Annotated in this window: 26 protein-coding genes; 17 read left to right on the top strand and 9 right to left on the bottom strand. The window is 69.3% G+C overall.

Translation table 11 applies throughout. The annotated features are described in order from the left end of the window. Window positions 1-3: 3 nt before the first annotated feature. The 4 genes from KF780_12305 (at window position 4) to KF780_12290 (ending at window position 3,218) form a co-directional block, all read left to right on the top strand. Complete coding sequence (locus KF780_12305; protein ID MBX3562579.1) at window positions 4-219, top strand: hypothetical protein; 216 nt, start codon at window positions 4-6, stop codon at window positions 217-219. Beyond that, window positions 197-1,267 (top strand): tyrosine-type recombinase/integrase, encoded by a 1,071-nt coding sequence (locus tag KF780_12300; GenBank protein ID MBX3562578.1) that lies wholly within the window; start codon window positions 197-199, stop codon window positions 1,265-1,267. The genes KF780_12305 and KF780_12300 overlap by 23 nt, the downstream gene beginning before the upstream one ends. 98 nt (window positions 1,268-1,365) lie before the next feature. Then, a complete protein-coding gene (locus KF780_12295; protein ID MBX3562577.1) occupies window positions 1,366-2,568 on the top strand; it encodes a glycosyltransferase, exosortase A system-associated in 1,203 nt (400 codons plus the stop codon). Then, window positions 2,565-3,218: a hypothetical protein gene (locus KF780_12290; GenBank protein MBX3562576.1), complete on the top strand. Its 654-nt coding sequence runs from the start codon at window positions 2,565-2,567 to the stop codon at window positions 3,216-3,218. The genes KF780_12295 and KF780_12290 overlap by 4 nt, the downstream gene beginning before the upstream one ends. 60 nt (window positions 3,219-3,278) lie before the next feature. Here KF780_12290 and KF780_12285 read toward each other — a convergent pair whose 3' ends face one another. Beyond that, the gene (locus KF780_12285; GenBank protein MBX3562575.1) at window positions 3,279-3,599 is read right to left on the bottom strand and encodes a hypothetical protein; all 321 of its coding nucleotides are present in this window, start codon (window positions 3,597-3,599) and stop codon (window positions 3,279-3,281) included. After that, entirely contained in the window at window positions 3,596-3,784 is a 189-nt protein-coding gene (locus KF780_12280; protein ID MBX3562574.1) for a hypothetical protein, read from the bottom strand. The genes KF780_12285 and KF780_12280 overlap by 4 nt, the downstream gene beginning before the upstream one ends. A gap of 105 nt (window positions 3,785-3,889) precedes the next feature. On the opposite strand from KF780_12280, the gene KF780_12275 reads away from it, so the two are divergent. Further along, complete coding sequence (locus tag KF780_12275) at window positions 3,890-4,540, top strand: S24 family peptidase (GenBank protein MBX3562573.1); 651 nt, start codon at window positions 3,890-3,892, stop codon at window positions 4,538-4,540. A gap of 144 nt (window positions 4,541-4,684) precedes the next feature. On the opposite strand, the gene KF780_12270 is transcribed toward KF780_12275, so the two are convergent. After that, a complete protein-coding gene (locus KF780_12270; protein ID MBX3562572.1) occupies window positions 4,685-4,858 on the bottom strand; it encodes a hypothetical protein in 174 nt (57 codons plus the stop codon). Between the two features lie 140 nt (window positions 4,859-4,998). Between KF780_12270 and KF780_12265 the strand changes: the two genes are divergently transcribed. The 6 genes from KF780_12265 (at window position 4,999) to KF780_12240 (ending at window position 14,815) form a co-directional block, all read left to right on the top strand. Then, window positions 4,999-5,211: a hypothetical protein gene (locus tag KF780_12265; protein ID MBX3562571.1), complete on the top strand. Its 213-nt coding sequence runs from the start codon at window positions 4,999-5,001 to the stop codon at window positions 5,209-5,211. 118 nt (window positions 5,212-5,329) lie between these two features. Next, entirely contained in the window at window positions 5,330-7,300 is a 1,971-nt protein-coding gene (locus tag KF780_12260) for a BamA/TamA family outer membrane protein (protein ID MBX3562570.1), read from the top strand. A gap of 101 nt (window positions 7,301-7,401) precedes the next feature. Beyond that, window positions 7,402-11,511, top strand: coding sequence for a translocation/assembly module TamB domain-containing protein (locus tag KF780_12255; protein MBX3562569.1), 4,110 nt, complete (start codon window positions 7,402-7,404; stop codon window positions 11,509-11,511). Window positions 11,512-11,602: 91 nt separating this feature from the next. After that, entirely contained in the window at window positions 11,603-11,827 is a 225-nt protein-coding gene (locus KF780_12250; GenBank protein ID MBX3562568.1) for a hypothetical protein, read from the top strand. A gap of 4 nt (window positions 11,828-11,831) precedes the next feature. Further along, window positions 11,832-13,223, top strand: a complete 1,392-nt coding sequence (locus KF780_12245; GenBank protein ID MBX3562567.1) for a class I SAM-dependent methyltransferase — start codon at window positions 11,832-11,834, stop codon at window positions 13,221-13,223. Next, a complete protein-coding gene (locus KF780_12240; GenBank protein MBX3562566.1) occupies window positions 13,220-14,815 on the top strand; it encodes a hypothetical protein in 1,596 nt (531 codons plus the stop codon). The genes KF780_12245 and KF780_12240 overlap by 4 nt, the downstream gene beginning before the upstream one ends. On the opposite strand, the gene glnA is transcribed toward KF780_12240, so the two are convergent. Then, complete coding sequence (gene glnA, locus KF780_12235; protein ID MBX3562565.1) at window positions 14,803-16,215, bottom strand: type I glutamate--ammonia ligase; 1,413 nt, start codon at window positions 16,213-16,215, stop codon at window positions 14,803-14,805. The two genes, KF780_12240 and glnA, sit on opposite strands and share 13 nt — an antisense overlap. A 235-nt stretch (window positions 16,216-16,450) precedes the next feature. Between glnA and KF780_12230 the strand changes: the two genes are divergently transcribed. Then, window positions 16,451-17,287 carry an alpha/beta hydrolase gene (locus KF780_12230; protein MBX3562564.1) on the top strand — a complete coding sequence of 279 codons (837 nt, stop codon included), beginning with the start codon at window positions 16,451-16,453 and terminating at the stop codon, window positions 17,285-17,287. A 12-nt stretch (window positions 17,288-17,299) separates the two neighbouring features. On the opposite strand, the gene KF780_12225 is transcribed toward KF780_12230, so the two are convergent. Further along, on the bottom strand, window positions 17,300-17,509 hold the full coding sequence (locus KF780_12225; GenBank protein MBX3562563.1) for a transcriptional regulator: 210 nt from the start codon (window positions 17,507-17,509) through the stop codon (window positions 17,300-17,302). Between the two features lie 27 nt (window positions 17,510-17,536). After that, complete coding sequence (locus tag KF780_12220) at window positions 17,537-17,875, bottom strand: P-II family nitrogen regulator (protein ID MBX3562562.1); 339 nt, start codon at window positions 17,873-17,875, stop codon at window positions 17,537-17,539. A gap of 157 nt (window positions 17,876-18,032) precedes the next feature. On the opposite strand from KF780_12220, the gene KF780_12215 reads away from it, so the two are divergent. After that, window positions 18,033-19,340 (top strand): HD-GYP domain-containing protein, encoded by a 1,308-nt coding sequence (locus KF780_12215; protein ID MBX3562561.1) that lies wholly within the window; start codon window positions 18,033-18,035, stop codon window positions 19,338-19,340. A 79-nt stretch (window positions 19,341-19,419) separates the two neighbouring features. Further along, window positions 19,420-19,827: a hypothetical protein gene (locus KF780_12210; GenBank protein MBX3562560.1), complete on the top strand. Its 408-nt coding sequence runs from the start codon at window positions 19,420-19,422 to the stop codon at window positions 19,825-19,827. A gap of 28 nt (window positions 19,828-19,855) precedes the next feature. Here the strand turns inward: KF780_12210 and KF780_12205 are convergent, their stop codons facing one another. Genes KF780_12205 through KF780_12195 form a run of 3 tightly spaced genes read right to left on the bottom strand, consistent with a single transcriptional unit; the run spans window position 19,856 to window position 21,699 of the window. Beyond that, window positions 19,856-20,428: a hypothetical protein gene (locus KF780_12205; protein ID MBX3562559.1), complete on the bottom strand. Its 573-nt coding sequence runs from the start codon at window positions 20,426-20,428 to the stop codon at window positions 19,856-19,858. Continuing rightward, complete coding sequence (map, locus tag KF780_12200; protein MBX3562558.1) at window positions 20,428-21,258, bottom strand: type I methionyl aminopeptidase; 831 nt, start codon at window positions 21,256-21,258, stop codon at window positions 20,428-20,430. Before map ends, KF780_12205 begins: the two co-directional genes overlap by 1 nt. 18 nt (window positions 21,259-21,276) lie before the next feature. Further along, on the bottom strand, window positions 21,277-21,699 hold the full coding sequence (locus KF780_12195; protein ID MBX3562557.1) for a PilZ domain-containing protein: 423 nt from the start codon (window positions 21,697-21,699) through the stop codon (window positions 21,277-21,279). A 122-nt stretch (window positions 21,700-21,821) separates the two neighbouring features. On the opposite strand from KF780_12195, the gene KF780_12190 reads away from it, so the two are divergent. The 3 genes from KF780_12190 (at window position 21,822) to KF780_12180 (ending at window position 25,264) form a co-directional block, all read left to right on the top strand. After that, on the top strand, window positions 21,822-22,580 hold the full coding sequence (locus KF780_12190; GenBank protein ID MBX3562556.1) for a competence/damage-inducible protein A: 759 nt from the start codon (window positions 21,822-21,824) through the stop codon (window positions 22,578-22,580). A 5-nt stretch (window positions 22,581-22,585) separates the two neighbouring features. After that, a complete protein-coding gene (locus KF780_12185) occupies window positions 22,586-23,752 on the top strand; it encodes a glycosyl transferase-like UDP-glucuronosyltransferase (protein ID MBX3562555.1) in 1,167 nt (388 codons plus the stop codon). A 75-nt stretch (window positions 23,753-23,827) separates the two neighbouring features. Continuing rightward, window positions 23,828-25,264 (top strand): aldehyde dehydrogenase family protein, encoded by a 1,437-nt coding sequence (locus KF780_12180; protein ID MBX3562554.1) that lies wholly within the window; start codon window positions 23,828-23,830, stop codon window positions 25,262-25,264. Window positions 25,265-25,279: the final 15 nt, after the last annotated feature.

The raw sequence follows: 25,279 nt of genomic DNA, 5'->3' as shown, positions 1-25,279 counted from the left end.
CTCATGCGTCGCGCGACAGCGGCGGCTTATTGCGACATGACGATCGCCGATTTCGAGCGCGCGATCATCGACGGGGCCTTGCCCGGTCCCGTCACCATTGGCGATGCCGAGCGCTGGTCTCGTATCGAGATCGACGAAATGCTTAGCCGTCTCACCGGCGATCATGTGCCGGATTGGCGATCGGGAGCGAAGCTGTATGCGCAAGCCGACGCCTCGTAGCCTGCCCCGATGGGTCGTACGCAAGAAATCGAAGGGGCGCGTCTATTTCTATTTCATCACCGGCACGGTGAACGCGCTCGGCCGGCCGATCCTGCGCCGGCTTCCCGACATTTCCGATCCCGGCTTCGCCAGCGCCCTTGCGGGCTGCATGGCGGCGCGAACGCGCCGTTCCAGGCCCGAGCCGATGCTACTCGTTCCGGCGATGATCGCGCTCTACCTGGGCAGCCCCGCCTTTGAGAAAAAGGCGCCCGCGACGAAATCGCTTTACCAGCTGTATCTAAACCATTTCGCGGATCAGCTCGCCACGGCTCCAGCCGCCGACGTGAGGCCGGGCGACGTGGCATTGCTGTTCGACAAGATGGCGATCACGCGCACCGAAAAGGTGAACGGCCGCATGGTGAAGCGGGGCGGGACCGGCGCGGCGAACATGATGCTGCGCGCGATCGGCGCGCTTTATGCCTGGGCGCGGAAGCGCGGTCATGTGCCTAAGGACTGCAACCCGGTCGAGCATATCGACCAGTTCGCGCAGGATCCCCATGCGCCTTGGCCGCAGTACATTCTGGCGGCGGCGCTGGCGGCCGATGATGAGCGCGTGCGGGTCTCGGCTGCGTTGCTCTATTTCACCGCGCAGCGAATCGGCGACGTGTGTCGGCTGCGTTGGACGGATATCCGCGAAGGTGTGATCGAGCTGCGCCAGCAAAAGACCGGCATCGAACTGAAAATCCGGGTGCACCGCGAGCTCGCGGCTATCCTGGACGCGTTGCCGCGGCGGGGCTTCACCGTACTTTCGCAACCGAACGGCCGCGCCTATGCCGTGGGCAGCGTTCGCATGTTGCTGCAGGGCTTCGCGGCCGAGCATGGGGCAAAGGTTGTGCCGCACGGGCTACGCAAGAACGCCGTCAACGCGATGCTAGAGAATGAATGCTCGGCCGCTGAAACGGCAGCGATCACCGGCCAATCGCTGCAGATGGTCGAGCATTATGCGCGGGATCGTGACCAAAAAAAGCTGGGTGAAGGGGCCATTCTCAAATGGGAGAACGGCCGGTGAACGTGAAAACTTGTGAAAACGCGCGCCGCAAAGCGGCGGAAAACTGCCCCACGTACATAACGCGGCGTTAAGCCTGACATGGCAAGGGGGAGGCGATCATGCGCATCCTCCACGTCCTCGATCACAGCCTGCCGCTGCACAGCGGCTACACCTTCCGGACCCGCGCGATCCTGAAGGCGCAGCAGGCGATGGGCTGGGAGGTGCGGGGGCTGAGCTCGGCCCGGCACAAGGTGGCGGGGCCGGACCCGGAGGAGATCGAGGGGCTCGTCTTCCATCGTACCCAGCCGCCGCCGCCCGCGCCCTCGCCGCTCGGCGAATGGCGGGAGATCGCGGCGCTGCGCGACCAGCTCGACGTGCTGGTGGCCGAATGGCGGCCGGACGTGCTCCATGCCCATTCGCCGGTGCTGACCGCCTTGGCGGCGCTGCCCGTCGCGCGGCGGCAGGCGATCCCGCTCGTGTACGAGATCCGTGCCTTCTGGGAGGATGCGGCGGTCGGCAACGGGACGGGGCGCGAGGGATCGTTCCGCTATCGGCTGACGCGGATGCTTGAGACTCATGCCGCGCGCCGCGCCGATGCGGTGGCGGTGATCTGCGAGGGGTTGCGCGGCGACCTGATCGCGCGCGGCATCGCGGCGGACAGGATCGTCGTGTCGCCCAACGGCGTCGATCTCGGCCTGTTCGGCGATCCGCCGCCGCCGGACGCGGCCTTGGCGCGGCGGCTTGGGCTCGACGGGGCGGAGGTGATCGGCTTCATCGGGTCCTTCTACGATTATGAGGGACTGGACGATTTGATCGGGGCGATGCCGGCGCTGATCGAAAGGCGGCCGGATGCGCATCTGCTGCTCGTCGGCGGCGGGCCGATGGAAGATGCGCTGAAGGCGCAGGCGGCCGCCTCGCCGGCGGCGGGACGCATTCATTTCGCCGGGCGCGTGCCGCATCGGGAGGTCGAGCGTTATTACGCGCTGGTCGACGTGCTGGCCTATCCGCGCAAGGCGATGCGGCTGACCGAGCTGGTGACGCCGCTGAAGCCGCTGGAGGCGATGGCGCAGATGAAGCTGGTCGCGGCCTCCGATGTCGGCGGGCATCGCGAATTGATCGCGGATGGGGTGACGGGCACGCTCTTTCCGCCGGGCGATCCGGCGGCGACCGCCGGGGCGCTGGCGGGGCTGTTCGAGCAGCGGGGCGCGTGGCCCGCGCGGCGGGACGCCGCCCGGGCGTTCGTCGAGCGCGAACGTAACTGGGCGTCAAACATTTCGCGCTACGCACCGGTTTACCAACGACTGACGGGCAAGGCCGCATGATCTCCTCTCTCTTCCGCAGCTCCGGCCGCAGCGCGATCGACCTGCCGGTCGCGGCGCTCGCCGCCCTCTCGGTCGCCTTCGTCGCCTTCGCCGCGCCGGCCGACCTGCTGGGCGCGGCGGTCGCGCTGACCGGCCTGCCCGCCATCCTCCCCGCCGCAGCCCCGCCGCTCGGCGCGACCGCGCGGATCGTCATGGCGCTGGGCGGATCGGCGATCGTCTTCGGCCTCGTCCTAGCGCTGCTCGGCTGGCTCGACCGCTTCGCCGCGCCGCGCCGGCCGCATTTCGCGCCGGTGGCCGAACCGGAAAGCCCGCGCCTGCGTCGGCGCGACCTCCATCCCGACGCCCCGGCGGTGAAACCGATCTCGGCGGCACGGGATTTCGGGTCGTTCGAGGCCAAGGCGGTGCCGGACTGGCTGACCCCGGAGGCCGAAATCGCGCCCGAGCCGCAGCCGGCGCCCCCTGAATTCGTTCTTCCCGAAGCCACGGACAGCCTGCCGAACCTGATGGCGCGGCTCGAACAGGGGCTGACGCGGCGTGCGCCCGCTCCGGCGCCCCGCGCCGCGCCGCCGTCTCCCGCGGCGATGCCCGCCAACGACCGGCTGCAGAGCGCGATCGAGAGCCTCCAGCGCCTGGCCGCGCGCCAGGCCTGAGACGCCGTCCGGTCGTCGGAAGTTGACGAACCTGACGCCACGTCGGGGGCAGGTTCCTCCTCACCGCCGGTTTTCGTCCATCACGAGTATCTCCGCCAGCAGCTCGACCGCTTCGCCGTCGCGACGATCGACGACGATCGCGATGTCGGCGACGAAATGATCGCCCAGATCGAATTCGTGATCGTCCAGATCGGCGATGAAGCGGTCCGCCGCCGCTTCTGCGGCCGGGCCGGCGAAGGAGAGGCGCAGCCGGTGACGCTCTCCGACGAAGGTGGCGCTGGCCCAGGCGCGGCGGGAGACATGCTCGACCCCCACCATGCCCGGAAATTCTTCGAACATCGTCCATATCGCGCGCGACACGATCCGGGCGGACAGGCTCATTGGCCGAGCTCCCGCTCGCGCCGCTCCAGCCAGGCGAGGAAACGGGCGCGGGTGGCGGGGCGCAGCTCGCGGCCGTTGCGCAGGTCCAGCACGAAGCGCGGATCGCCCATCGCCTCGCGTCCCATCCGCGTCGCCGTGATCGCGCTGCGCCGCATGTGAATCTCGATCCGCCTCAGCAGGTTCATCCGGTCGCCCTCCGACTCATTCCGACTCGTTAGTTCTTGTTCTGTTCCTGATTCGGAGGTGATTTCCTACTTGTCTAGGAAAAATCCTATCCGTATAGGAGAAAGATGGCCGATGAGGATGCCCGGACCGCCCTGGCGCGGCTGATCGAGACGCGGGGGGAGGATTATGCCGGCCTCTCCCGGCTGATCGGGCGCAACCCGGCCTATGTGCAGCAATATATCAAGCGCGGGACGCCGCGCCGGCTGGCCGAGGCGGATCGGCGGCACCTGGCACGCTATTTCGGCGTGGACGAGGCGCTGCTCGGCGCGCCGCCGGCGGAGCCGGGCCCACCGGGCGGGCTGGTGCCGGTGCCGCGGCTCGATGTCGGCGCGGCGGCGGGGGCGGGCGCGTTCGACGCGGACGAGCGGGCGCGCGGCCATATCGCCTTCGACTCCGCCTGGCTGCGCCGGGTGGCGCGCGGCGGGGCGGACCAGCTTTCGATCATCCGGGTGGCCGGCGATTCGATGGCGCCGACGCTGAACGATGGCGACGACATCCTGGTCGATCGCGGCGACGGCGCCGGGCGGCTGCGCGACGGCATCTATGTGCTGCGGATCGACGAGGCCTTGGTGGTGAAGCGTCTCGCGCTCAATCCCGCCGCGCGCACGCTGTCGGTGCGCAGCGACAATCCGGCCTATCCGGGCTGGCCGGATTGCCCGCTCGAGGCGGTGGACGTGGTGGGACGGGTGGTGTGGACGGGACGGCGGATCGGCTAGCGCTGACGATTGCAGCATCAGCACATTTTCTTCTCTGCGATCTCCGCGTCTCTGCGCGAACCATATTCATGCGCGCAGAGACGCGGAGGAAAGGGAGGAAGATGGGAAAGCCAACCCGGCCTTCGCCGGAATGACGACGTAAAGCTAGCGCCTCTTGTCGACCAGCCAGACCAGCAGGGCCAGCGCGATGCCGGCGGCGAGGCCGGCGACGACGCCGAGGCTGGCTTGACGATAGATGATGCCGACCACGGCGCCGACCAGGATGGCGGCGGCGATCAGGGCGCCGCCGGCGCGGGGTGTCTTGTCGGACGTGCTCATAAGCGCGCTCATGGCATTCCCGGACCGCCGCCGCCAGCCCCCGGATCGTGGTTTATGCCTTGTTGACGATGCGTGTCGGTCATTTTGAAAGGGCTGGCGCGCTAACCCCCGAGAACAAGAAAAGAAAACGGGAAGCCAGCGTGCACCAACATGTCCATTTGCCCGATCGGTCGGCGGCGACCGAGGCGGCCGATCTGATCGCGCGCTTCGGCATCCATGCCGCGAGCGAGGCCGCCGCCCAGGCGGACCGGAGCCGCGAAGCCGGCAATGTCGTCCTGTTCTGCCGCTGGCGGCAGATCGAGCGGATGGTGGTGCTGCTCGCATCCGGGCGGGGCGAACGCACCGTCCACTAGCGCCGTTTCCAGCGTCGCCGCTCCTGTTTCAGCCTTGCTGAAGCAGACTCCGGGAACGCACGCAGCCGAAACGAAATCCGCGCTGGCGCGGCTCTTCGGCGCCCGCTAGTTTCACCTTATGTTGCAAGCCGTTGCGGGGCGACACTCGGCGGCCGTTCTGGCCGCGCTCGCCCTCGTTCTCTGCCCGCGATCCGCCGCCGCCCAGGCGGTGGACCCGCTGGACGAGGTGAACCGTCCGCTCGATCCCTCGGCGCCGCTCGAGCCGTGGGACGATCTCGACGTGCCCTGGCCCGATATGGCGGAGGAAGCGCCCGGCGAGATCGCGGCGGCGCCGGAAGGCGAAATCGCCGACGCGGCGGCGACGCGGCGTTATTCCTATCGCATCACCGGCATCGACGAGGCCGAGCAGCCGGAGCTGCTGGCACGCTTCCGCGATCTTTCCACGCTGGAGGAATATCGCCACGATCCCGCCAATGCCGCGCAGATCGACCGCCGCGCCCGCGCCGACGCCGAGCTGATCGCCGAATTGCTGCGCGCCTTCGGCCATTATGATGTGACGGTCGGCACCCAGGTGGAGGCCGCGCCGGACGGCGACGTCCAGGTAACGCTCGCGGTCGTGCCGGGCCCTCTTTACCGGTTCAGCGAGGTGCGCCTGCCGGGGCTGGAGGCGGCGGCCGGCGCCGATGCCGAGGCGCTGCGCCAGTCGTTCGCCGTCGCGGAGCAGGACCCGGTCGATGCCGGACGCGTGCAAGCGGCACAGGCGGCGCTGCGCGCGGAGCTGGGCCGGCGCGGCTATGCCTTCGCCGAGGTCGGCGAGCCGGACGTGCTGGTCGATCACGACACACGCACCGCGACCCTGGTGATGCCGGTCGAGCCCGCCGGGGCGCGACGCTTCGGCAGCATCGCCGTCGAGGGGAATCCGCCGTTCGGCGCCGGCCATGTCGAGACGATCGCCCGCTTCGACGAGGGCGATCCCTGGCGAACCGACCGGATCGAGGATCTGCGCCAGGCGCTCGTCGCCACCGGCCTCGTCTCCTCCGTCACGATTCGGCCCGTGGCGCGCGAAGGCACCGACCTGGTCGATCTCGCCATCGCGCTCGAGCCCGCGCCGATGCGCACCATCGCGGCCGAGGCGGGCTACGGCACCGGCGAGGGCATCCGGCTGGAGGCGAGCTGGCAGCATCGCAACCTGCTGCCGCCCGAAGGCGCCGTGACCTTCCGGGGCGTGGCCGGCACCCGCGAGCAATCCCTGTCCGCCAGCCTCAGGCGCAACAATTTCAGGCGCCGCGACCAGGTGCTGACCGCGCAGATCGCCGCCGCCAATGTCGATCGGCCCGCCTTCAACGCCCGCACCTTCGTCGTCGCCGGCGGGATCGAGCGGCAGACCAACATCATCTGGCAGAAGAACTGGACCTGGTCGGCGGGGGTGGAGCTCACCGCCAGCGACGAGCGCGACATCGATATCGACAGCGGCACGATCCGGCGGCGCACCTTCTTCATCGGCGCGCTCCCCTTGTTCCTCGGCTATGACGGATCGAACGACCTGCTCGATCCGACCAGCGGCTTCCGCCTCGGCGCGCGGCTGTCGCCCGAAGCCTCGTTGCAGGACGGCAGCTTCTTCTATGCCCGGCTCCAGATCGACGGCAGCTACTACCAGCCGGTGACGGACCGGGTGACGATTGCCGGACGGGTGCGGCTCGGCACGATCGCGGGCGCCAGCCGCGACCGGATCGCGCCGTCGCGGCGCTTCTATGCCGGCGGCGGCGGATCGGTGCGAGGTTACGGCTTCCAGCGGATCGGACCGCGCGACCCGGTGTTCGACGATCCGATCGGCGGGCGCAGCCTGGCGGAGTTCGCGCTGGAGGCACGGGTGCGCTTCGGCAATTTCGGCATCGTGCCCTTCGTCGATGGCGGCAACATCTCGACCGCCTCGCTGCCCAAGTTCGACAATCTGCGCTTCGGCGCCGGCATCGGCGTGCGTTACCACACCCGCTTCGGGCCGATCCGGCTCGACGTCGCGACGCCGATCAATCCGGTGGCGGGCGATCCGCGCATCGCGGTCTACGTCTCGCTCGGGCAGGCCTTCTGACCGTGACGGAGGCGGCGCTCGATCCCCAGGCCGAGCCGGCGGTTGACCTCGCCGCGCCGCGCCGGGGCGCGCGCTACTGGCTGGGCGCCCTCGCCAAGATCATGATCGGCGCCGCGCTGGCTCTGCTGCTCGCCGGCATCGCCTTCCTCGCCTTCCTCGATACCGCGCCCGGCCACCGCTTCATCGTCGACCGGATCGCCGCGATGACACCGCAATCGGGCCTGCGCATCCGTATCGGCCGGATCGACGGATCGATCTGGGGGCGCACGCAGCTGCGCGACGTGCGGCTCTACGATCCGGACGGCCTGTTCGTGGAATCGCCGGCGATCGAGATGAATTGGCGGCCGATCGATTTCCTGTGGAACAGCCTGCGTATCCACACGCTCGACGCCGATCTCGTCACCCTGCACCGGCTGCCGCGGCTCATCCCCTCGGCCGAGCCGCAGCCGATCCTGCCCGATTTCGATGTGCATATCGGCCGGCTCGACGTGCGCCAGCTGCGCATCGGCGCGGCCATGACCGGGCGCGAGCAGGTCGGGAGCCTGTCCGGCGAGGCCGAGATCCGGCGCGGGCGCGCGCTGATCGGGCTCGACGCGGCGATTCGCGGCGGCGGCGACCGGGTGCGGCTGCGGATCGACGCGGAGCCGGACCGCGACCGTTTCGATGTCGAAGCGCATGTGCGCGCGCCGGAGAACAGCGTGGTCGGCGCCCTCATCGGCACGACCCGGCCGATCGCGCTCGACGTGAGCGGCGAGGGGACATGGGCGCGCTGGGCCGGCGCGGCGCGGCTCGACATGTCGGGGCGGCGGACGGTGGACCTGCGGCTCAGCATGGACCGGGGCGCGATGGGGTTGAGCGGCTGGGCCGCGCCGGCGCCCTTCCTGACCGGCAAGCTCCAGCGCATGTCGAGTCCGCGCATCCTCGTCGAGGGCCGGGGCAATCTGGCGAATCGCCGGCTCGCCGGGCGGCTGTCGCTGCGGTCGGCCGCGTTCCGGCTCGACACGCGCGGCGGGATCGACCTGTCGAACAGCCGCTATGAAGGCGTGCAGATCGCCGTCGATCTGCTCCGCCCGCCGGCCCTCTTCCCCAACATGACCGGCCGCGAGGTGCGCCTGACCGCCCTGCTCGACGGGCGTTTCGGCGCGGCGAGCTTCGCCTATCGGGCGACGGCGGCGCGGGTGGCGTTCGACGAAACCGGGTTCGAGGACGTCCGCGCGACCGGGCGCGGGACGCTGACCGGCTGGCCGGTGACGATCCCCCTGCTCGCCACCGCGCGGCGCGTGAGCGGCGTGGGCGACGTCGCGGGCGGCATCCTCGCCAATCTGCGGGTCGAAGGGCTGCTGCGGCTCACGCCCGAGCGGCTGAGCGGCGATCGGATCGCGATCAGCTCGGACCGGCTGCGCGGCCTGGCGAGCCTCAGCATCGACCTGCGCACCGGCGAATATGCGGTGGCGGTGAACGGCGGGATGCAGCGTTACGAGATACCCGGCCTGGGCGTGATCGACATCCTCTCCGAGCTGCGCGTCGCGCCCGGGCCGGGCGGCAGCGGCGCGATCCTGCGCGGCGAGGCGCGGGCCTGGGTGCGGCGGATGGACAACGCTTTCCTGGCCGCAGTGACGGGCGGCCTGCCGCAGCTCCAGGCCGAGCTGGTGCGCGGTCCGGACGGCGTGATCCGCTTCACCAATCTGCGCCTCTCCTCGCCCAAGCTCAATCTGGCGGGCCAGGGCATGCGACGGCGCGACGGCACCTTCCTGTTCGAAGGCGCCGGCCGCCATGCCGATTACGGGCCGCTGCGCCTGACCCTGGACGGGGCGATCGATCGGCCGCGTTTGGCGATCGCGCTGGAGCGGCCGATGGACGCGCTGGGACTGCGCGACGTGCTGCTCAATCTCGACCCGACCGAGACCGGGTTCGCCTGGCGGGCCGAAGGGCGATCGACGCTCGGGCCGTTCAGCGGCAATGGCGCGATCCTGCTGCCGGGCGGCCAGCCGGCGATGATCCGGATCGCCGCGCTCGACCTGGCCGGGGCGCGGCTGCAAGGCGGGCTGCGCGTCGATCCGGGCGGGTTCACCGGCCTGATCGATGCGACCGGGGCGATGACCGGGCGGCTGCAGTTCAATCCGGTCGGCGGCAACCAGCGCATCGCAGTCGATCTCGCCGCAGACAATGCGAGCTTCGCCGGGCCGCCGCCGATCGCGATCCGGCGTGGCACGATCGAGGGTGTGATCCTGCTCGATCCGGCCGGTGCGTCGATCGAGGGCCGGATCGCGGCGCGCGGGCTGAGCCGGGGCGGGATGCAGATCGCCAGCCTTGACGCGCGCGCCAGCCTGCGCGGCGGGTCGGGGCGCGTGGAAGGGCGGATCGCCGGCTCGCGCGGGCGCGATTTCGCGCTCGACTTCGCCGCCGACGTGGCGCCGGGGCGCTATTCGATCACCGGCAGCGGCACGCTCGACCGCCGGCCGCTGGAACTGACCAGCCCGGCCGTGCTGACCGCGACCGACGGCGGCTGGCGGCTGGCGCGCACCGAGTTCCGCTATGCCGGCGGCGAGGCGAGCCTGGCCGGGCGGTTCGGCGACCGGACGGAGATCGACGCGCGGCTGGAGGCGATGCCGCTGGCCGTGATGGACATCTTCTATCCCGACCTGGGGCTGGGCGGCATCGCATCGGGCGTGCTGCGCTATGCCGCGCCGACGCCCGGCGCGGCGCCGACCGGGGAGGCGAATCTGCGCATCCGGGGACTGACCCGGGCCGGACTGGTGCTGTCGTCGCGGCCGATGGACATCGGCGTCAACGCGCGGCTCGCCGGCAGCCATGCGGCGGTGCGTGCGGTGGCGGTGAGCGAAGGGCGCACGGTGGGACGGGCACAGGCGCGCTTCTCCCCGATCGGTGCGTCGGGCGACCTCATCGACCGGCTGTCGCGCGCGCCGATGCAGGCGCAGATCCGCTATGCCGGCGCCGCCGACACGCTCTGGCGGCTGACCGGAATCGAATTGCTCGATCTGTCCGGCCCGGCCGCCATCGCCGCCGACATGCGCGGCACGCTGGACAATCCCGTGATCTCGGGATCGGTGCAAACGCGCGGCGCGCGGCTGGAAAGCGCCGTCACCGGTATGGTGATCGACAATCTGGAATCGGCCGGGCGGTTCGACGGAGCGCAGCTCCGGATCGAACGGTTCAGCGGCCGCGCGGCGGGCGGCGGCACGGTCTCGGGATCGGGCACGCTCGATTTCGCCGGGGCGCGGGGCGGCGTGGGCATGCGCTTCGACGTGCGGGCGGACGCGGCGCGGCTGCTCGACCGGGACGATATCCGTGCCGCCGTGACCGGCGATCTCGCCATCCGCTCCGACGGCGACGGCGGCGAGATTTCGGGCGCGGTGCGGCTGACCGAAGGGCGGTTCCAGCTCGGCAGCGCGGCGGCAGCCGCCGACGTGCCGCGGCTCAACGTGCGCGAGATCAACCGCGCCGACGATCTCGGCCCGGTCGTGCGCCGGGTCTCGCCCTGGCGCCTCGCGCTCCAGGTCGATGCGCCGCGCAACCTGAGCGTGACCGGGCTCGGCATGAGCAGCGAATGGCGCGCCCAGGTGCGGGTCGCCGGCACGGTGACCGAACCACGCATCACCGGCGAGGCGGAATTGCTGCGCGGCACCTACGACTTCGCCGGTCGGCGTTTCGATCTCATCCGCGGCAATATCCAGTTCCGGGGCGAAAGCCCGATCAATCCGCGCCTCGACATCGCCGCCGAAGTGCGCGAGCGCGGGCTGAACGCGCAGATCCGCGTGACCGGCAGCGGCGAGCGGCCGGAAATCTCCTTCACCAGCGTGCCCGCTTTGCCGCAGGACGAATTGCTGTCGCGCATCCTGTTCGGCACCTCGATCACCAATCTGTCGGCGCCCGAGGCGATCCAGCTCGCCTCGGCGGTGGCGGCGCTGAACAGCCCGGGCGGCGGGCTCGACCCGATCAACGCGCTGCGGCGCGGCATCGGCCTCGATCGCCTGCGCATCCTGCCCGCCGACGTAACCCAGGGCATCGGCACCCAGATCGCGGCCGGCAAATATTTCGGCCGTCGCGTCTATGTGGAGGTGGTGACGGACGGGCGCGGCTATTCGGCGACGACGATCGAATATCAGATCACCCGCTGGCTCTCGCTGCTGGCGTCGATCTCGACGATCGGCCGCGAAAGCGCCAATGTGCGCGTGTCGCGGGATTATTGAGGCGCGGCCGATGCGCGGGACAGCGCTCCGGGAACGACATATTAACCATTAGACCGCAAATCCCGTCGTCTCACAGGCGGGGGACTTTCCCATGAAGCGCGCGTCCGATTTCCTCTTCGCGATCGTGGTCTATTCGCTGTTCGTGTCCGCGCCGGCGCATGCCTATCTGGATTCTGGCACGATCAGCATCATCCTGCAGGCCGTCGCGGGCGCCTTCGCCAGCGCCCTGCTGTTCGGCAAGGTCTATTTCGCGCGCTTCAAGGCGCTGTTTCGCCGCGGCGAGACGCCGGTCGCGGGCGACAACAGCAAGGCCTGAGCCGATGAAGTTCGACCCGGGCTCCTTCCGGGATCCGTCCGGCCGCATCCTGGTCGCAGACGACCGCATCTATCGCGCCGTATTCCGGGGCGGAGCCGAGAATTTCGCCGGTGCGCGGGACGCGGGCGTCTATCGCAAGGCGATCGAGCGCGGCCAGCTGATCGGAATGGAAGAGATCGCGCCGGACCGGATCGGCACGGACGATGCGGCTCCCGAGCATTTGCTCGAGCATCCGAAGATCGACTTCGTCTCCTATCCCTATGAATGGACCTTCTCCGCCCTGAAGGCGGCGGCGCTGCTGCACCTGCGCTTCCATATCGACCTGCTCGCCGACGGTTTCACCTTGTCCGACGCGACCGCCTACAACATCCAGTTCAACGGCACCCGGCCGGTCTTCATCGATCACCTGTCCGTGGTCCGCTACGAGGAAGGATCGCCCTGGACCGGCCAGCGCCAGTTCGCGATGCAGTTCCTCAATCCGCTGCTGCTCTGGGCGAAGCGCGGAATCGCGCCCAATGCCTGGTTCCGCGGCAGCGGCGAGGGGCTGGCGCCGGAAGATGTGGCCCCGCTGCTGCGCCTTCGCGACAAATTGTCCTTCACCGTGCTGGCGCATGTGCTGGGCCCTGCCGCGGTGCACCGGCGCCGCGTCGCGAAGGGGACGGCCGGGGCGCCGCCGCGCGACATCAAGCTCCCCCGCAAGAATCTGGTCGCGCTGCTCGAAACCCTGCATGGCTATATCGAAGGGCTGTCGCTGCCCGGCGGCAGGACGATCTGGTCCGATTATGCCGGCTGCAACAGCTATGACGCGGCGCGCCGCTCCGCGAAGCACGATTTCGTGGCGCGGCATGTCGCCGAAGCGCGCCCCGGCCTGCTGTTCGACCTGGGCTGCAACAGCGGCGATTTCAGCCGCACCGCGCTCGACCATGGCGCGCGCGCGGTGGTCGGCTTCGACTTCGATTTCGGCGCGCTCGAACGGGCCTTCGTCCGTTTCGACGCCGATGGCGGACGGATGCTGCCGCTCTGGCTGGACGCGACCAATCCGAGCCCGTCGCAAGGCTGGGCAGGGGCGGAGCGCAAGAGCCTTGGCGCGCGCGGCGCGGCGGATTCGCTGCTCGCCCTGGCCGTGATCCACCATCTCGCCATCGCCAGGAACGTGCCGCTCGACATGGCGGTGGACTGGCTGATGAGCCTCGCGCCGGTGGGCGTCATCGAATTCCCGTCGAAAAGCGACCCGATGGTGCAGCAACTCCTGTCCGGCCGGCCGGACATCTTCCCCGATTATACGGAAGAGGCGTTCCTGGCCCATGTCGGCGCGCGCGGCGCGATCACCGCGCGGCAGCATCTGGGCGAGGGCGGCCGGCTGATCCTTGCCTACGACCGCCGGCACGGGGCTTGAGCCGGACCCGCAACCTGCCGGGCCGGCTGCCGCTGGCAGGCGGCGCCGTCGCGCTGCTCGCGACGCTGACCCACTGGTTCCCGAACATGAACCGGCTTCCCTACGAGGATGCCGTGCCGACCATCGCGGCGATGCTGGCGATCGCCGCCGCGGTCACGATCCTGCTGCGGCCGGTCGCGCGCAGCTGGGCGGGCGCCGGACTGATGAGCGGCATCGTCGCGGTCTATTGCCTTTATCTGCCGGCGCCGGTCGCGGCGTTGAGCGCTTCCGCGCTCGTGCAGGGGCTGCTCCTCGCGGCCGGTGCCGTGCTGGCGGTGCTGGTCGCCCGCCGCGTGCCGCGCGACGCGGCCGTCGCCGCCGAGATCAACCGCAAGATCAACCTGCTGCTGGTGTCCGTCGCGATCGGCATGAGCGCCGCCGCCGCCATCCAGCAGGTCCGGGCCGAGGCCGATCGGCCCGACCCGCACGCGGCGTTCGCGCCGTTCGCCGGGCAGGCCGAGGCCGACAGCCCCGATGTCTGGCACATCGTGTTCGACCGTTATGCCGGCAGCGAGACACTGCGCGGCGTCTATGGCTACGACAACGAACCGTTCCTCGACGCCTTGCGCGCCCGCGGCTTCGTCGTCGGCACCGGCAATCACGCCAATTATCAGCGCACCGCCCATTCGCTCGCCTCGGCATTGAACGGCGACTATCTCGACACGCTGGCAGACGACGTCGCGCAGCAGAACGATTGGGTGCCACTCTACCGCGCGATGACCGGCAACCGGGCGCTGCGTTTCTTCCGCGCGCAGGGTTATGAGACGGTGTTCGCGGGTTCGTGGTGGAATCCGACCCGGCGCAGCGCGCTGGCCGACCGCAATGTCAACTATCGGGCGCTGCCCGAGCTGGCGCGGGTGGTGCTGGACGAATCCGCGCCGGGCTTCGTGCTTCGCCAGGCCGGGCTGCCGTTCGGCGACACACGGACCGATCAATGCCGCCGCGCGCCCCGCAAGTTCGCCGCGCTGCGGGAATTGGCGGGCGAAGGCGGCCGCAAATATGTCTTCGCGCACTTCCTGGTGCCGCACCCGCCCTTCGTGCTCAATGCCGACGGTTCGTGCCGCTCGCTGGCGGCGGCGAGCGCGGCATCGCGGCGCGACAATTATGTCGCCCAGCTTCAATATGCGAACCGCGAGGCGCTGCGGCTGATCGACGCGATCCGCGCCGGGCCGCGCCCGGCCGTGATCGTCATCCATGCCGACGAGGGCCCCTGGCCGGCCCCGCATGTCGGCGACGAGCGCTATATCGGTCGCGATCCCGTCTCGGTCGACTGGGTGGAACTGGATACGGCGCGGCTGCGGGAGAAAATGGGCATCCTGATGGCGGTCCGGCCCGCCGATGCGCGCCCGCTCGCCGTCCCGGCCAGTCCGGTGAACGTCTATCCGGCGATCCTGCGCAGCTATTTCGGCGGCAGTCTTCCGGACCGCCCGGACCGGTATCTCGTCTTCGAGGGCGACGGCGCCTTGTACCGCTTCCGCGACGTCGCCGGACGGCTGAGCGGGGACGGGCCGGCGGCCCGCCCCGAATCCGGACCGCCCGCTCAGCTCGAATAGTACATGTCGTATTCGACCGGGCTGGGCGTGGTTTCCCAGCGGAGCTGTTCCTCCCACTTCAATTCGGCATAGGCCTCGATCTGGTCGATGCTGAAGACGTCGCCCTTGGTAAGGAAATCGTGGTCGGCGTGGAGGGCGAGCAGGGCCTCGCGCAGCGAGCCGCATACGGTCGGCACCTCGGCCAGCTCCTGCGGCGGGAGATCGTAGAGATTCTTGTCGATCGGGTCGCCCGGGTGGATGCGGTTCTGGATGCCGTCCAGGCCGGCCATCAGCAGCGCCGAATAAGCGAGATAGGGATTGGCCATCGCGTCCGGGAAGCGGAACTCGACGCGCTTCGCCTTCTCGCCCGAGCCGTAGGGAATGCGGCAGGAGGCGGAGCGGTTGCGGCTCGAATAAGCGAGCAGCACGGGCGCCTCGAAGCCCGGGACGAGGCGCTTGTAGCTGTTCGTCGTCGGGTTGGTGAAGGCGTTCAGCGCCTTGGCATGCTTGATGACGCCGCCGATGAAATAGAGCGCCATTTCGGAGAGGCCCGCATAGCCGTTGCCGGCGAAGAGCGGCTTGCCGCCCTTCCAGATCGACATGTGGGTGTGCATGCCCGAGCCGTTGTCCGCCTTGATCGGCTTGGGCATGAAGGTCGCGGTCTTGCCGTAGGCGGCGGCGACCTGGTGGACGACATATTTGTAGACCTGCATCCGGTCGGCGGTCTCGACCAGGGTGCCGAAGGTGAGGCCCAGCTCGTGCTGGGCGGCGGCGACCTCGTGATGATGCTTGTCCATCGGCAGGCCCATCTCGATCATCGTCGCGACCATCTCGCCGCGGATGTCGACGGCGCTGTCGACCGGCGCGACCGGGAAATAGCCGCCTTTGGCGCGCGGCCGATGGCCCAGATTGCCGCCTTCATATTTGGTGGCGGTGTTGGTCGGCAGCTCGATGTCGTCGATCGCGAAGGACGAGGCATTGTAGCCGTCCTCGAAGCGGACATCGTCGAACATGAAGAATTCGGCCTCGGGCCCGACATAGACGGTGTCGCCGACGCCGGTCGCCTTCAGATAGGCTTCGGCGCGCTTGGCGGTGGAGCGGGGATCGCGGGCGTAGAGCTCGCCGGTGCCCGGATCGACGATGTCGCAGAAGAGCACGCCCATCGGCGTGGCGCTGAACGGATCGACATAATAAGCGTCGAGGTCCGGCTTCAGGATCATGTCGGATTCGTTGATCGCCTTCCAGCCGGCGATCGAGGAGCCGTCGAACATCAGGCCGTCGGTGAGCTGGTCGTCGTCGAGCAGGCCGGCGCACATGGTGAGGTGCTGCCACTTTCCCTTGGGATCGGTGAAGCGCAGGTCCACCCACTCGATCTCCTCGTCGCCGATCCGCTTCAGAATCTTGCCCGCGTCGTTTGCCATGAGTTTATTGCCCTCGGTTCGTGTTCCGGTTCGCTCGTGTCGCGCCGGACTCGCCCGCCGCGCATCATTCTTCCATTTCAACGCGCGCGGCGGGCGTCCAGCGCGGAACGCCGGAAAGTGAATAATTCACGCGGCCCGCGCGGCCCGATGCCTCCGGACAGCTTCCTTGCCCGAAATTCGGCTGTGGGAAGGCGGCATCGGCTCCGTCATAGAAGAATCAATCATGGAGGATGGAATGACGGGCTCGGCCAGGATCATCGCGCGCGGCGATGTGCGCTTTCAGACGGAATCGTTCGGCGATCCGGCCGTGCTGATGATCATGGGCGCGACGGCATCGATGCTGTGGTGGCCGGACGCGCTTTGCCGGGCGATCGCCGGGACCGGGCGCTTCGTCGTCCGCTACGACAATCGGGATACGGGCGGGACGACCACGCAGGAGCCGGGCGCGCCGCGCTACACGATCGACGACATGGCCGGCGACGCCCTCGCCATCATGGACGGTTACGGGCTCGCGCGGGCGCATCTGGTCGGCATGTCGCTGGGCGGCATGATCGCGCAGCTCGTCGCCCTGGAGCGGCCGGACCGGGTGCTGTCGCTGACCTGCATCGGCTCGTCGGCGTTCGACGAGGACGATGCGGACCTGCCGCCGATGGACCCCGCTTTGCTAGCCCATTTCCAGCGGATCGCGACGCTCGACTGGAGCGACCGCGCCGCCGTGGTCGATTTCCATGTCGAAAGCTTCCGCATCTCGGCGGGACCGAACGCCGCCTTCGACGAGGGACGCGCCCGCAGCCTCGCCGAGCGGGAATATGACCGGGCGTTGATCCCGCAAAGCGCGATGAATCACGTCATGCTCGGCGGCGGCGAAGACTGGGCCGGCCGGCTGTCCGAGATCGCCGTCCCGGCGCTGGTGATCCACGGCAGGCACGATCCCATCCTGTCATTGGCGCACGGCAGGAAGCTGGCCGCCGGGCTACCCTCCGCGCGCATGGTCGTGCTGGATGCGGGGCACGAGCTGAACGAAAGGGACTGGGACAGGATCGTCGAGGAAATCCGGACCCAGACCGCCTGAGCGACGGCCGGTTCAGAATTGCCGCCGCTGCGCCGCGACCAGCATCCGCAGCAGCATCGCGACCGGTCGCGGCACGCCGACCTTGCCGTCTAGCCAGAGACTGACCGCCGAGCGGCTGACTCCGATCGCGTCGGCGACGTCGCTTTGGGTGCGATAGCCGAGCGTACGCATCGCGGCGCGCAGCTCTGCAGGCGGCATCGAGGCGAGGCGTGGGTCTTCCATCAGGCGTCGCCTCGTCCCCCTGTCGCGCTAGATCGCGTCGGAGCCCCGCTCACCGGTGCGGATCCTGATCGCTTCCTCGATCGAGGAGACGAATATCTTGCCGTCGCCGATCCGTCCGGTATGCGCGGCGCCGGCGATCGCCTCCACCACGCGATCGGCGAGGCCGTCTTCCACGATCACCTCGAGTTTGATCTTGGGCAGGAAGTCGACGACATATTCGGCGCCCCGATACAGCTCGGTATGGCCCTTCTGGCGGCCGAAGCCCTTCGCCTCGGTGACGGTAATGCCGGACACGCCGGCATCGTGCAGCGCCTCCTTCACCTCGTCCAGCTTGAACGGCTTGATGATCGCTTCGATCTTCTTCACGCGAATCTCCGCTGCTGCGATGCAGCATAAGCGCATGGGCGCCACTGGCAACCCGTTTGCGAACGGCCCGCCGCAATCGTCGTGCGACGGTAAGAAATAAATAATGAAGCGGATGATAGGGCCCAAGCAAGGCGCAAAGCGCGGGGAGAAAGCGGGGATGCTGAGGCGGATCACCGGGAGCGAATTGCGCCTCGGCATGTACATCCAGAGCCTGGACGGGGCGTGGTTCGACCACCCTTTCTGGCGCACGCGCTTCCTGCTCGAGGATCCGGCCGATCTGAAGGCGATCCGCGACAGCGGCATCGCGGCCGTCATCATCGACGAATCGAAGGGTTTTGCCGCGACCGGTCCCGCGCCGTCGCGCGTGGACCTGCTGAAGCAGGAGCTGGACCGGGCCGCCGCCGAGGCGCCCGTCGCCGAGGAACCCAAGCCGGAGCGCCCGAAGCCGGCCCGTCCCGCCCTGCGCGCCGTACCGAAGCCGCCACCGCCGCCCGTGCCGTGCAGCGTCGACGAGGAAGTGGAGCGCGCGGTGGCGACGGTCGATCGCTCCAAGAAGGCGATCGCCAACCTGCTCGCCGAGGTTCGCCTCGGCCGCGCCGCCGACATCGCCCGGGCGTTGCCGGTGGTGGAGGACATCACCGCCTCGCTCGACCGCAACCCCCATGCGCTGGTCAGCATCAGCCGGATGCGGTCCAAGGACGAATATACCTATTATCATTCGATCGCCGTATGCGCGCTGATGGTGAACCTGGCGCGCCAGCTCGGCTTCGAGAAGGCGCGGGTGCGCGAGGCGGGGCTGGCGGGCCTGCTCCACGATTTCGGCAAGATCGTGGTGCCGGAAAGCGTGCTCAAGAAGCCGCAGGCGCTGACCGAGTTCGAGACGGCCCTGGTGCGCGAGCATCCCGAACGCGGCCATGCGGCATTGAAGGCGAGCGGCTATTCGCCGGTCGTGCTCGACGTCTGCCTGCACCATCACGAGCGGATCGACGGCACCGGCTATCCGCACGGCCTCAAGGGCGACGAGATCAGCCTGGAGGCGAAGATGGCGACGGTCTGCGACGTCTATGACGCGGTGACGTCGCGCCGCCCCTACAAGGCCCCGTCGGGGCCGGCGGCATCGCTCGCCGGCATGTTCCAGTCGAAAGGGCATTTCGACGAGAATGTGCTCGCCGCCTTCATCCGCAGCATCGGCATCTATCCGGTGGGCAGCCTGGTCCGGCTGAAATCGGACCGGCTCGGTGTCGTCGTCGACCAGGACGAGAGCAACACCACCCGGCCGATCGTGCGCGTCTTCTATTGCATCAAGACGCGCGCGCGCATCCCCGCCTTCGATCTCAACCTGGCGGAAGCGACCGACGACAAGGTGGTGTCGCGCGAGGAACCGATCAAATGGGGGTTCACCGCGTGGGATTCGCAATGGACCGCGATGATCCGCGCCACTCCGCGCGCCGCAGCGGCCGGCTGAGGCCGCCCGAACGGGTCAGCTTGCGTTCAGCAGCCAAAGAGCAGACTATCGCACTGGTGGGGAGCATGAGGAGAATCACATGCCCAAGACCCTGACCCTGCTTGCCGGCGGGGCTCTTCTCGCCGCCGCCACGCCTGCCCTGGCCGATCGCCCCGTCGATCGCGAAGCGCAGCTGGCCCGCGCGCTCGAAGGCCGTGTCGCCGGCGAACCCGTCGACTGCGTCGATCTGCGCCGCGTCCGGTCCACCCGGATCATCGACGAAACGGCGATCCTCTACGACATGGGCAGCACGATCTACGTCAACCGCCCGCGCGTCGGCGCCGACTCGCTCGATCGCTGGGACACGATGGTGACGCGGCTTCATTCGTCGCGGCTGTGCAGCATCGATACGGTGCAGATGATCGATCCGGTGTCGCACATCATGCGCGGCATCGTCTTTCTCGACGAGTTCGTGCCCTATCGCCGCGTTCAGACCAGCGCGCGCTGATCCGGCCTAAACGGCGTCCGATTCCGCGTCATGCGGCGCGGGCGGGCGCCGTTTCCCGTTCGTCCAGCTTCCTGAGGATCGCGCCGGCGGCGACATTCCCGCCGGCGAAGCCTTCGTCGCCGAGCTGGAGCGCGCCGTTCGCCGTTTCCAGCACGATGCCGTCGAAATAGACGCTGTTGTGCGGATTGCGGGTCAGCACCCGGGTGACGACGACGCCGTCATGGGGAATGGTCTGTGCGCCTTCGGCGGTCCGCACGATCACCACCTCCTCGTTCACCTCGACCTCGATGCCGGGATCGCGATAGTCGCCGTGCCGCGCCAGTTTGCGCCAGGCCGTGACGGCCAGCGCGATGCCGGCCAGCGCGAAGATCGCCGGCAGCCAGTCCACCACCCTGGGATTGGTGGTGGCGAAGCGGATGACGCCGAGACAGGCGAGGCCGAACATCAGATAGACGGCGACCAGCCAGCCGGTTTCGCGCAGCGCGGGGGCGCGCTTTTCGGCGCGGGTGAGGCTGCGCGCGATGACGGGCAAGGGCCGCGAACCGGCCTCGATCCCCAGAGCCCGTCCGAGCTCCTGCGGCGAGACCAGCTCCAGCACCATCAGTAAGGCGGCCGGTCGAGTCCGGCCGGGCTCCTGGTGAAAATCTCGCAGCCGTCCTCGGTGATGCCCACCGAATGCTCGAACTGGGCGGAGAGGCTGCGGTCGCGGGTGACGGCGGTCCACCCGTCGTCGAGGATCTTGCAGTCGGCGCGGCCGATATTGATCATCGGCTCGATCGTGAAGAACATGCCGGGGCGCAGCTCCGGCCCGGTGCCGGGACGGCCGGCATGGACGACTTCCGGCGCATCGTGGAAGATGCGCCCGAGGCCATGGCCGCAGAAATCGCGCACGACGCTGTAGCGGTGCTTTTCGGCATGGGTCTGGATGGCGTGGGAGATGTCGCCCAGCCGGTTGCCCGGCTTCGCCTGCGCGATGCCGAGCATCATGCATTCATAGGTGATGTCGATCAGCTTCCGCGCCTTCAGCGGCGCGTTGCCGACCAGGTACATGCGGCTGGTGTCGCCGTGCCAGCCGTCCACGATCGGGGTCACGTCGATATTGACGATATCGCCGTCCTTCAGCACCCGGTCGGCGGCCGGGATGCCGTGGCACACGACATGGTTGATCGAGGTGCAGCAGCTTTTGGTATAGCCGCGATAGCCGAGCGTCGCCGGAATCGCGCCGCGCGCGCGCATTTCCGCATAGACGATGTCGTCCAGCTCCTGCGTGGTGACGCCGGGCCGGACATGGGGAACGAGCGCGTCCAGGATTTCCGCCGCGCAGCGTCCGGCGGCGCGCATGCCGACGAAACCCGCTTCGTTGTGGAGGCGGATATTGCCGTGCCGCCCGATGACGGTGGCGTCGATATCCTGGATACGCAGATCGGTCATGGCGCGAATATAGGCGCTTCAGCTCCGATTGGCGAGGCTTGAGTCCGGGCGGATGCCCCAATTCTCGCGGTCCGCCCGAGCGGCGACATGCGCGCCGTGCAGCTTGTCGAGCTGTTCGGCGCGGACCGGGCGGAGCCAGCGCAGGCCGACGGTAAGGCGGCGGCACCAGAGCACCTCGGCGGCGCGGAAATGCGGTTTCGAGAGGCCGAGGAACACCATCGAGCCGACGGCGAGCGGCATGTCGGTGATGCCGCACGCGCCGTGCGCGGAAATGTCCTTGAGGTGGAGGATGCCGAGGCTGCGGCGCTGGCGCAGGACGATCTTGTGGCCGGCAAAGTCGTGCCGTTCCTCGCTGCGGCGGCGTTCCGGGCGCGGGGCTTCGTCGTCATCGGCGAGGCCGATCACGGAAAGCAACTCGTTCGTCCAGGATTCCACACCCAAGTTCAGGCTCCGCCGGCTGCCGTTTCCACCCTTCGTCTATGACATGACAGGGTTAGCGAAAAATTAGCGAGCGCGCGAAATCGCCCGGTTTCGCAAGGCCGCCGTCATGCTATGCGCCGGACATGGCGCACGAGCGGATCTGGACGGCGGCCCTGCTGGTGATCGGCGACGAAATCCTGTCCGGCCGGACCCAGGACCGCAACGTCGCGCCGGTGGCCGCCTGGCTCAATCTGCAGGGTATCAGGCTCGCCGAGGTGCGGATGGTGCCCGACGACCTCGCCGCCATCGCCGAAGCGGTGAACGCGCTGCGCGCGCGCAACGACTATCTCTTCACCACTGGCGGCATCGGGCCGACCCATGACGACATCACCGTCGATGCGATCGCCGTCGCGCTGGGCGTGCCGGTCGTCGTCCATCCCCGGGCGCGGGCCGCGCTGGAAGCCTATTATGCCGCGCGGGGCGGGCTGAACGAAGCCCGGCTCAGAATGGCGCGCGTGCCCGAAGGCGCCGCGCTGATCGAGAATGAGGTGTCCGGCGCGCCGGGCATCCGCGTCGGCAACATCTTCCTGCTTGCCGGGATTCCGCGTGTGGCGGAGATGATGCTGGCGGCGCTGAGCGGCACGCTCGAAGGCGGCCGGCCCCTGCTGTCGCGCGCGATCCGCTGCTGGGCGCCGGAAAGCGAGGTGGCCGATATCCTGCGCCGGACCGAGCGCGACCATGACGGATGCGGCATCGGCTCCTATCCCTTCTTCCGCGACGGCCGGGTGGGCGCGGATTTCGTCATTCGCTCGGCCGATGCCGACGCGCTCGACGCCTGCCGGGCCGATCTGATCGGCCGGCTCGAGGCCGCCGGCCTCGCCGTCGAGCCAGAGGCGGCATAGCGGCGGTGGCGCGCGTCCTGATCGGCTGGGAATTCGGCGCCAATCGCGGCCATGCCGTCCGGCTGACGGCCATCGCCGACGCGTTGCAGACGGCGGGGCACGACATCAGCTTCGCGGTGACCCGCCTCGATGCGATGCACGCCCAGAAGGTGCCTGCCGCGTCGATCTGGCAGGCGCCCGTTTCGCCCAGGATGATGGCCGGCCGCGCGCGCGCGATCGGCCCGGCGGTCGGCATGGCGGATATCCTGGCGCGGCTCGGCATGGACGATCCGCTGATCGTCGTCTCGATGCTGAGCGGCTGGCATCGGCTGTTCGACGCGATCCGGCCCGATCTCGTCATCGCCGATTTCGCGCCCTTCCTGCTGCTCGCCGCGCGCGGGCGGCTGCCGACGATTTCGGTCGGCACGGGATTCACCTCGCCGCCATCGGGCATGGCGACGCTGCCGGCGCTGATCTCCGGCGCGGCCGGAACGGATCAGGCGGCGCTGCTCGCCGCCGTCAATGACGGGCTCGCGCAGGACGGCGAACCGCCGCTCGCCGCGCTGCCGCAGATGTTCGCGGCCGACCGGCCGGTCGTCGCGACCTTCGCCGAGCTCGACCCTTATGCGGGGGACCGCGCCGAACCGCTGGTGTTTCCCGATGCGCACGATCCGGCCGTGCCGGGCGGCGGCGGAGACGAGATATTCGCCTATTTTCCCGATTTCATTCCGGCGGATTCGCCGCTGTGGCTGGCGCTGGCGGCGAGCGGCCTGAAGGTGCGCGTCCATATCGGGCTCGGCGGCGCCGCCCTCCAGGCCGCCGTCGCACGGCACGGCCTGATCGTCGAGCCCGAGCCGGTGCCGTTCGCCCGCATCGCTGAACGTTCGCGCCTGCTGGTTTCGCATGGCGGGCATGGCTTCATCTGCGCCGGCCTCGTCGCGGGTCTGCCTCATGTCGTGTGCCATTTCGATCTGGAGAAGCTGACGCACGGCCTGGCCTTGGCGCGCGTCGGCCTGGGCGGCCATGTCGCCCTGTCCGCGATCCGGCCGCAGCCATTCGCCCAGTCCCTGGTCCAGCTGTTCAACGACGAGGCGATCGCCGGGCGGGCCCACGCCGCGGCGCCGGTCTTTCGCGGGCGCGGACAGGCGCCGTTCCGGCAGGCGATGCTGGAGGCGGTCACCGCGCTGGCCTGAACCGGCGCTGGCAATCGGGCCGTGCGCTGGCTATTCGCCACCGGCGACAGCGCGACGGATGGAGACGCTAGGATCATGACGAAGGTTTTGACGCATTTCATCGGCGGCGAGCGCGTGGCGGCGGCGGCGGACAGGGAGAGCCTGAACCCGTCCAATACCACCGAGATCGTGGCGCGCTATCCGTCCGGCGGCGCGGCGGAGGTGGATGCCGCGGTCGGCGCCGCGCGGGCCGCCTTCCCGGCCTGGGCGAGTTCGACGCCGGAGGCCCGCGCCGACCTGCTCGACAAGGTGGCGACGGCGATCATGGCGCGCGCCGACGCGCTGGGCGAATTGCTGTCGCGCGAGGAGGGCAAGACCCTGCCGGAGGGCAAGGGCGAGGTGATGCGCGCGGCGCGCATCTTCCGCTATTTCGCGGGCGAGGCGATCCGTCGCCACGGGCAGACGCTGGATTCGGTGCGGCCCGGCATCGACGTGGAGACGCACCGCGAGCCGCTGGGGGTGATCGGCCTCGTCACGCCGTGGAACTTCCCGATCGCCATTCCCGCCTGGAAAGCGGCGCCGGCGCTGGCCTTCGGCAACACATTGGTGCTGAAGCCCGCCAGTGCGACCCCGGCGACCGCCTGGGCGCTGGCCGAGATATTGCACGAGTGCGGCGCGCCGCCGGGCGTCTTCAACCTGATCATCGGCGAAGGCGCGATGGGCGGGGCGATGGTCGCTCATCCCGAGGTCGACGCGATCTCGTTCACCGGCTCGCAGGGCGTCGGCGCGCGGGTGGCGGAGGCCGCGGTGAAGCGCCAGGCGCGGGTGCAATTGGAGATGGGCGGCAAGAACCCGCTGGTCGTGCTCGACGACGCGGACCTGGACGGCGCCGTCGCGATCGCCATCGACGGCGGCTTCTTCGGCACCGGGCAGCGCTGCACGGCCTCGTCGCGGGTGATCGTGACCGAAGGCATCCACAACCGGTTCGTGGCGGCGCTGGCGGAGAAGGCGAAGAGCCTCAGGGTCGGCGACGCGCTCGATCCGGCCAGCCAGATCGGCCCGGTGGTGAGCGAGAGCCAGCTCGAGCAAAATCTGCGCTACGTCCACATCGCCGCCGACGAGGGCGGCACGCTGGTGACCGGCGGCGCGCAGCTCAGCCTGGCCAATCCGGGGCATTTCATGTCGCCCGCGGTGATCGCCGACACGAATCCGGACATGCGGATCAACAACGAGGAGGTGTTCGGCCCGGTGGTCAGCACGGTGCGCGCGAAGGATTATGAGGACGCGCTGGAGATCGCCAATCGCGGCCGGTTCGGCCTCTCCGCCGGCATCGTCACCAACAGCCTCAAGCATGCCCGCCACTTCCGCCGCCATGTCCGCGCCGGCATGGTCATGGTGAACCTGCCCACCGCCGGCGTCGACTATCACGTCCCCTTCGGCGGCACCCGCAAATCCTCCTACGGCCCGCGCGAACAGGGCTTCGCCGCGGTGGAATTCTACACACAGATGAAGACGGTCTATATCGGCGGCTAGCTGCGCGGCTGAACG

The organism is Sphingomonas sp., from assembly GCA_019635535.1.
Lineage (GTDB): Bacteria > Pseudomonadota > Alphaproteobacteria > Sphingomonadales > Sphingomonadaceae > Allosphingosinicella.
Note: the sequence above shows the minus strand (reverse complement) of the source record. Positions and strands in the feature narration are given on the sequence as shown.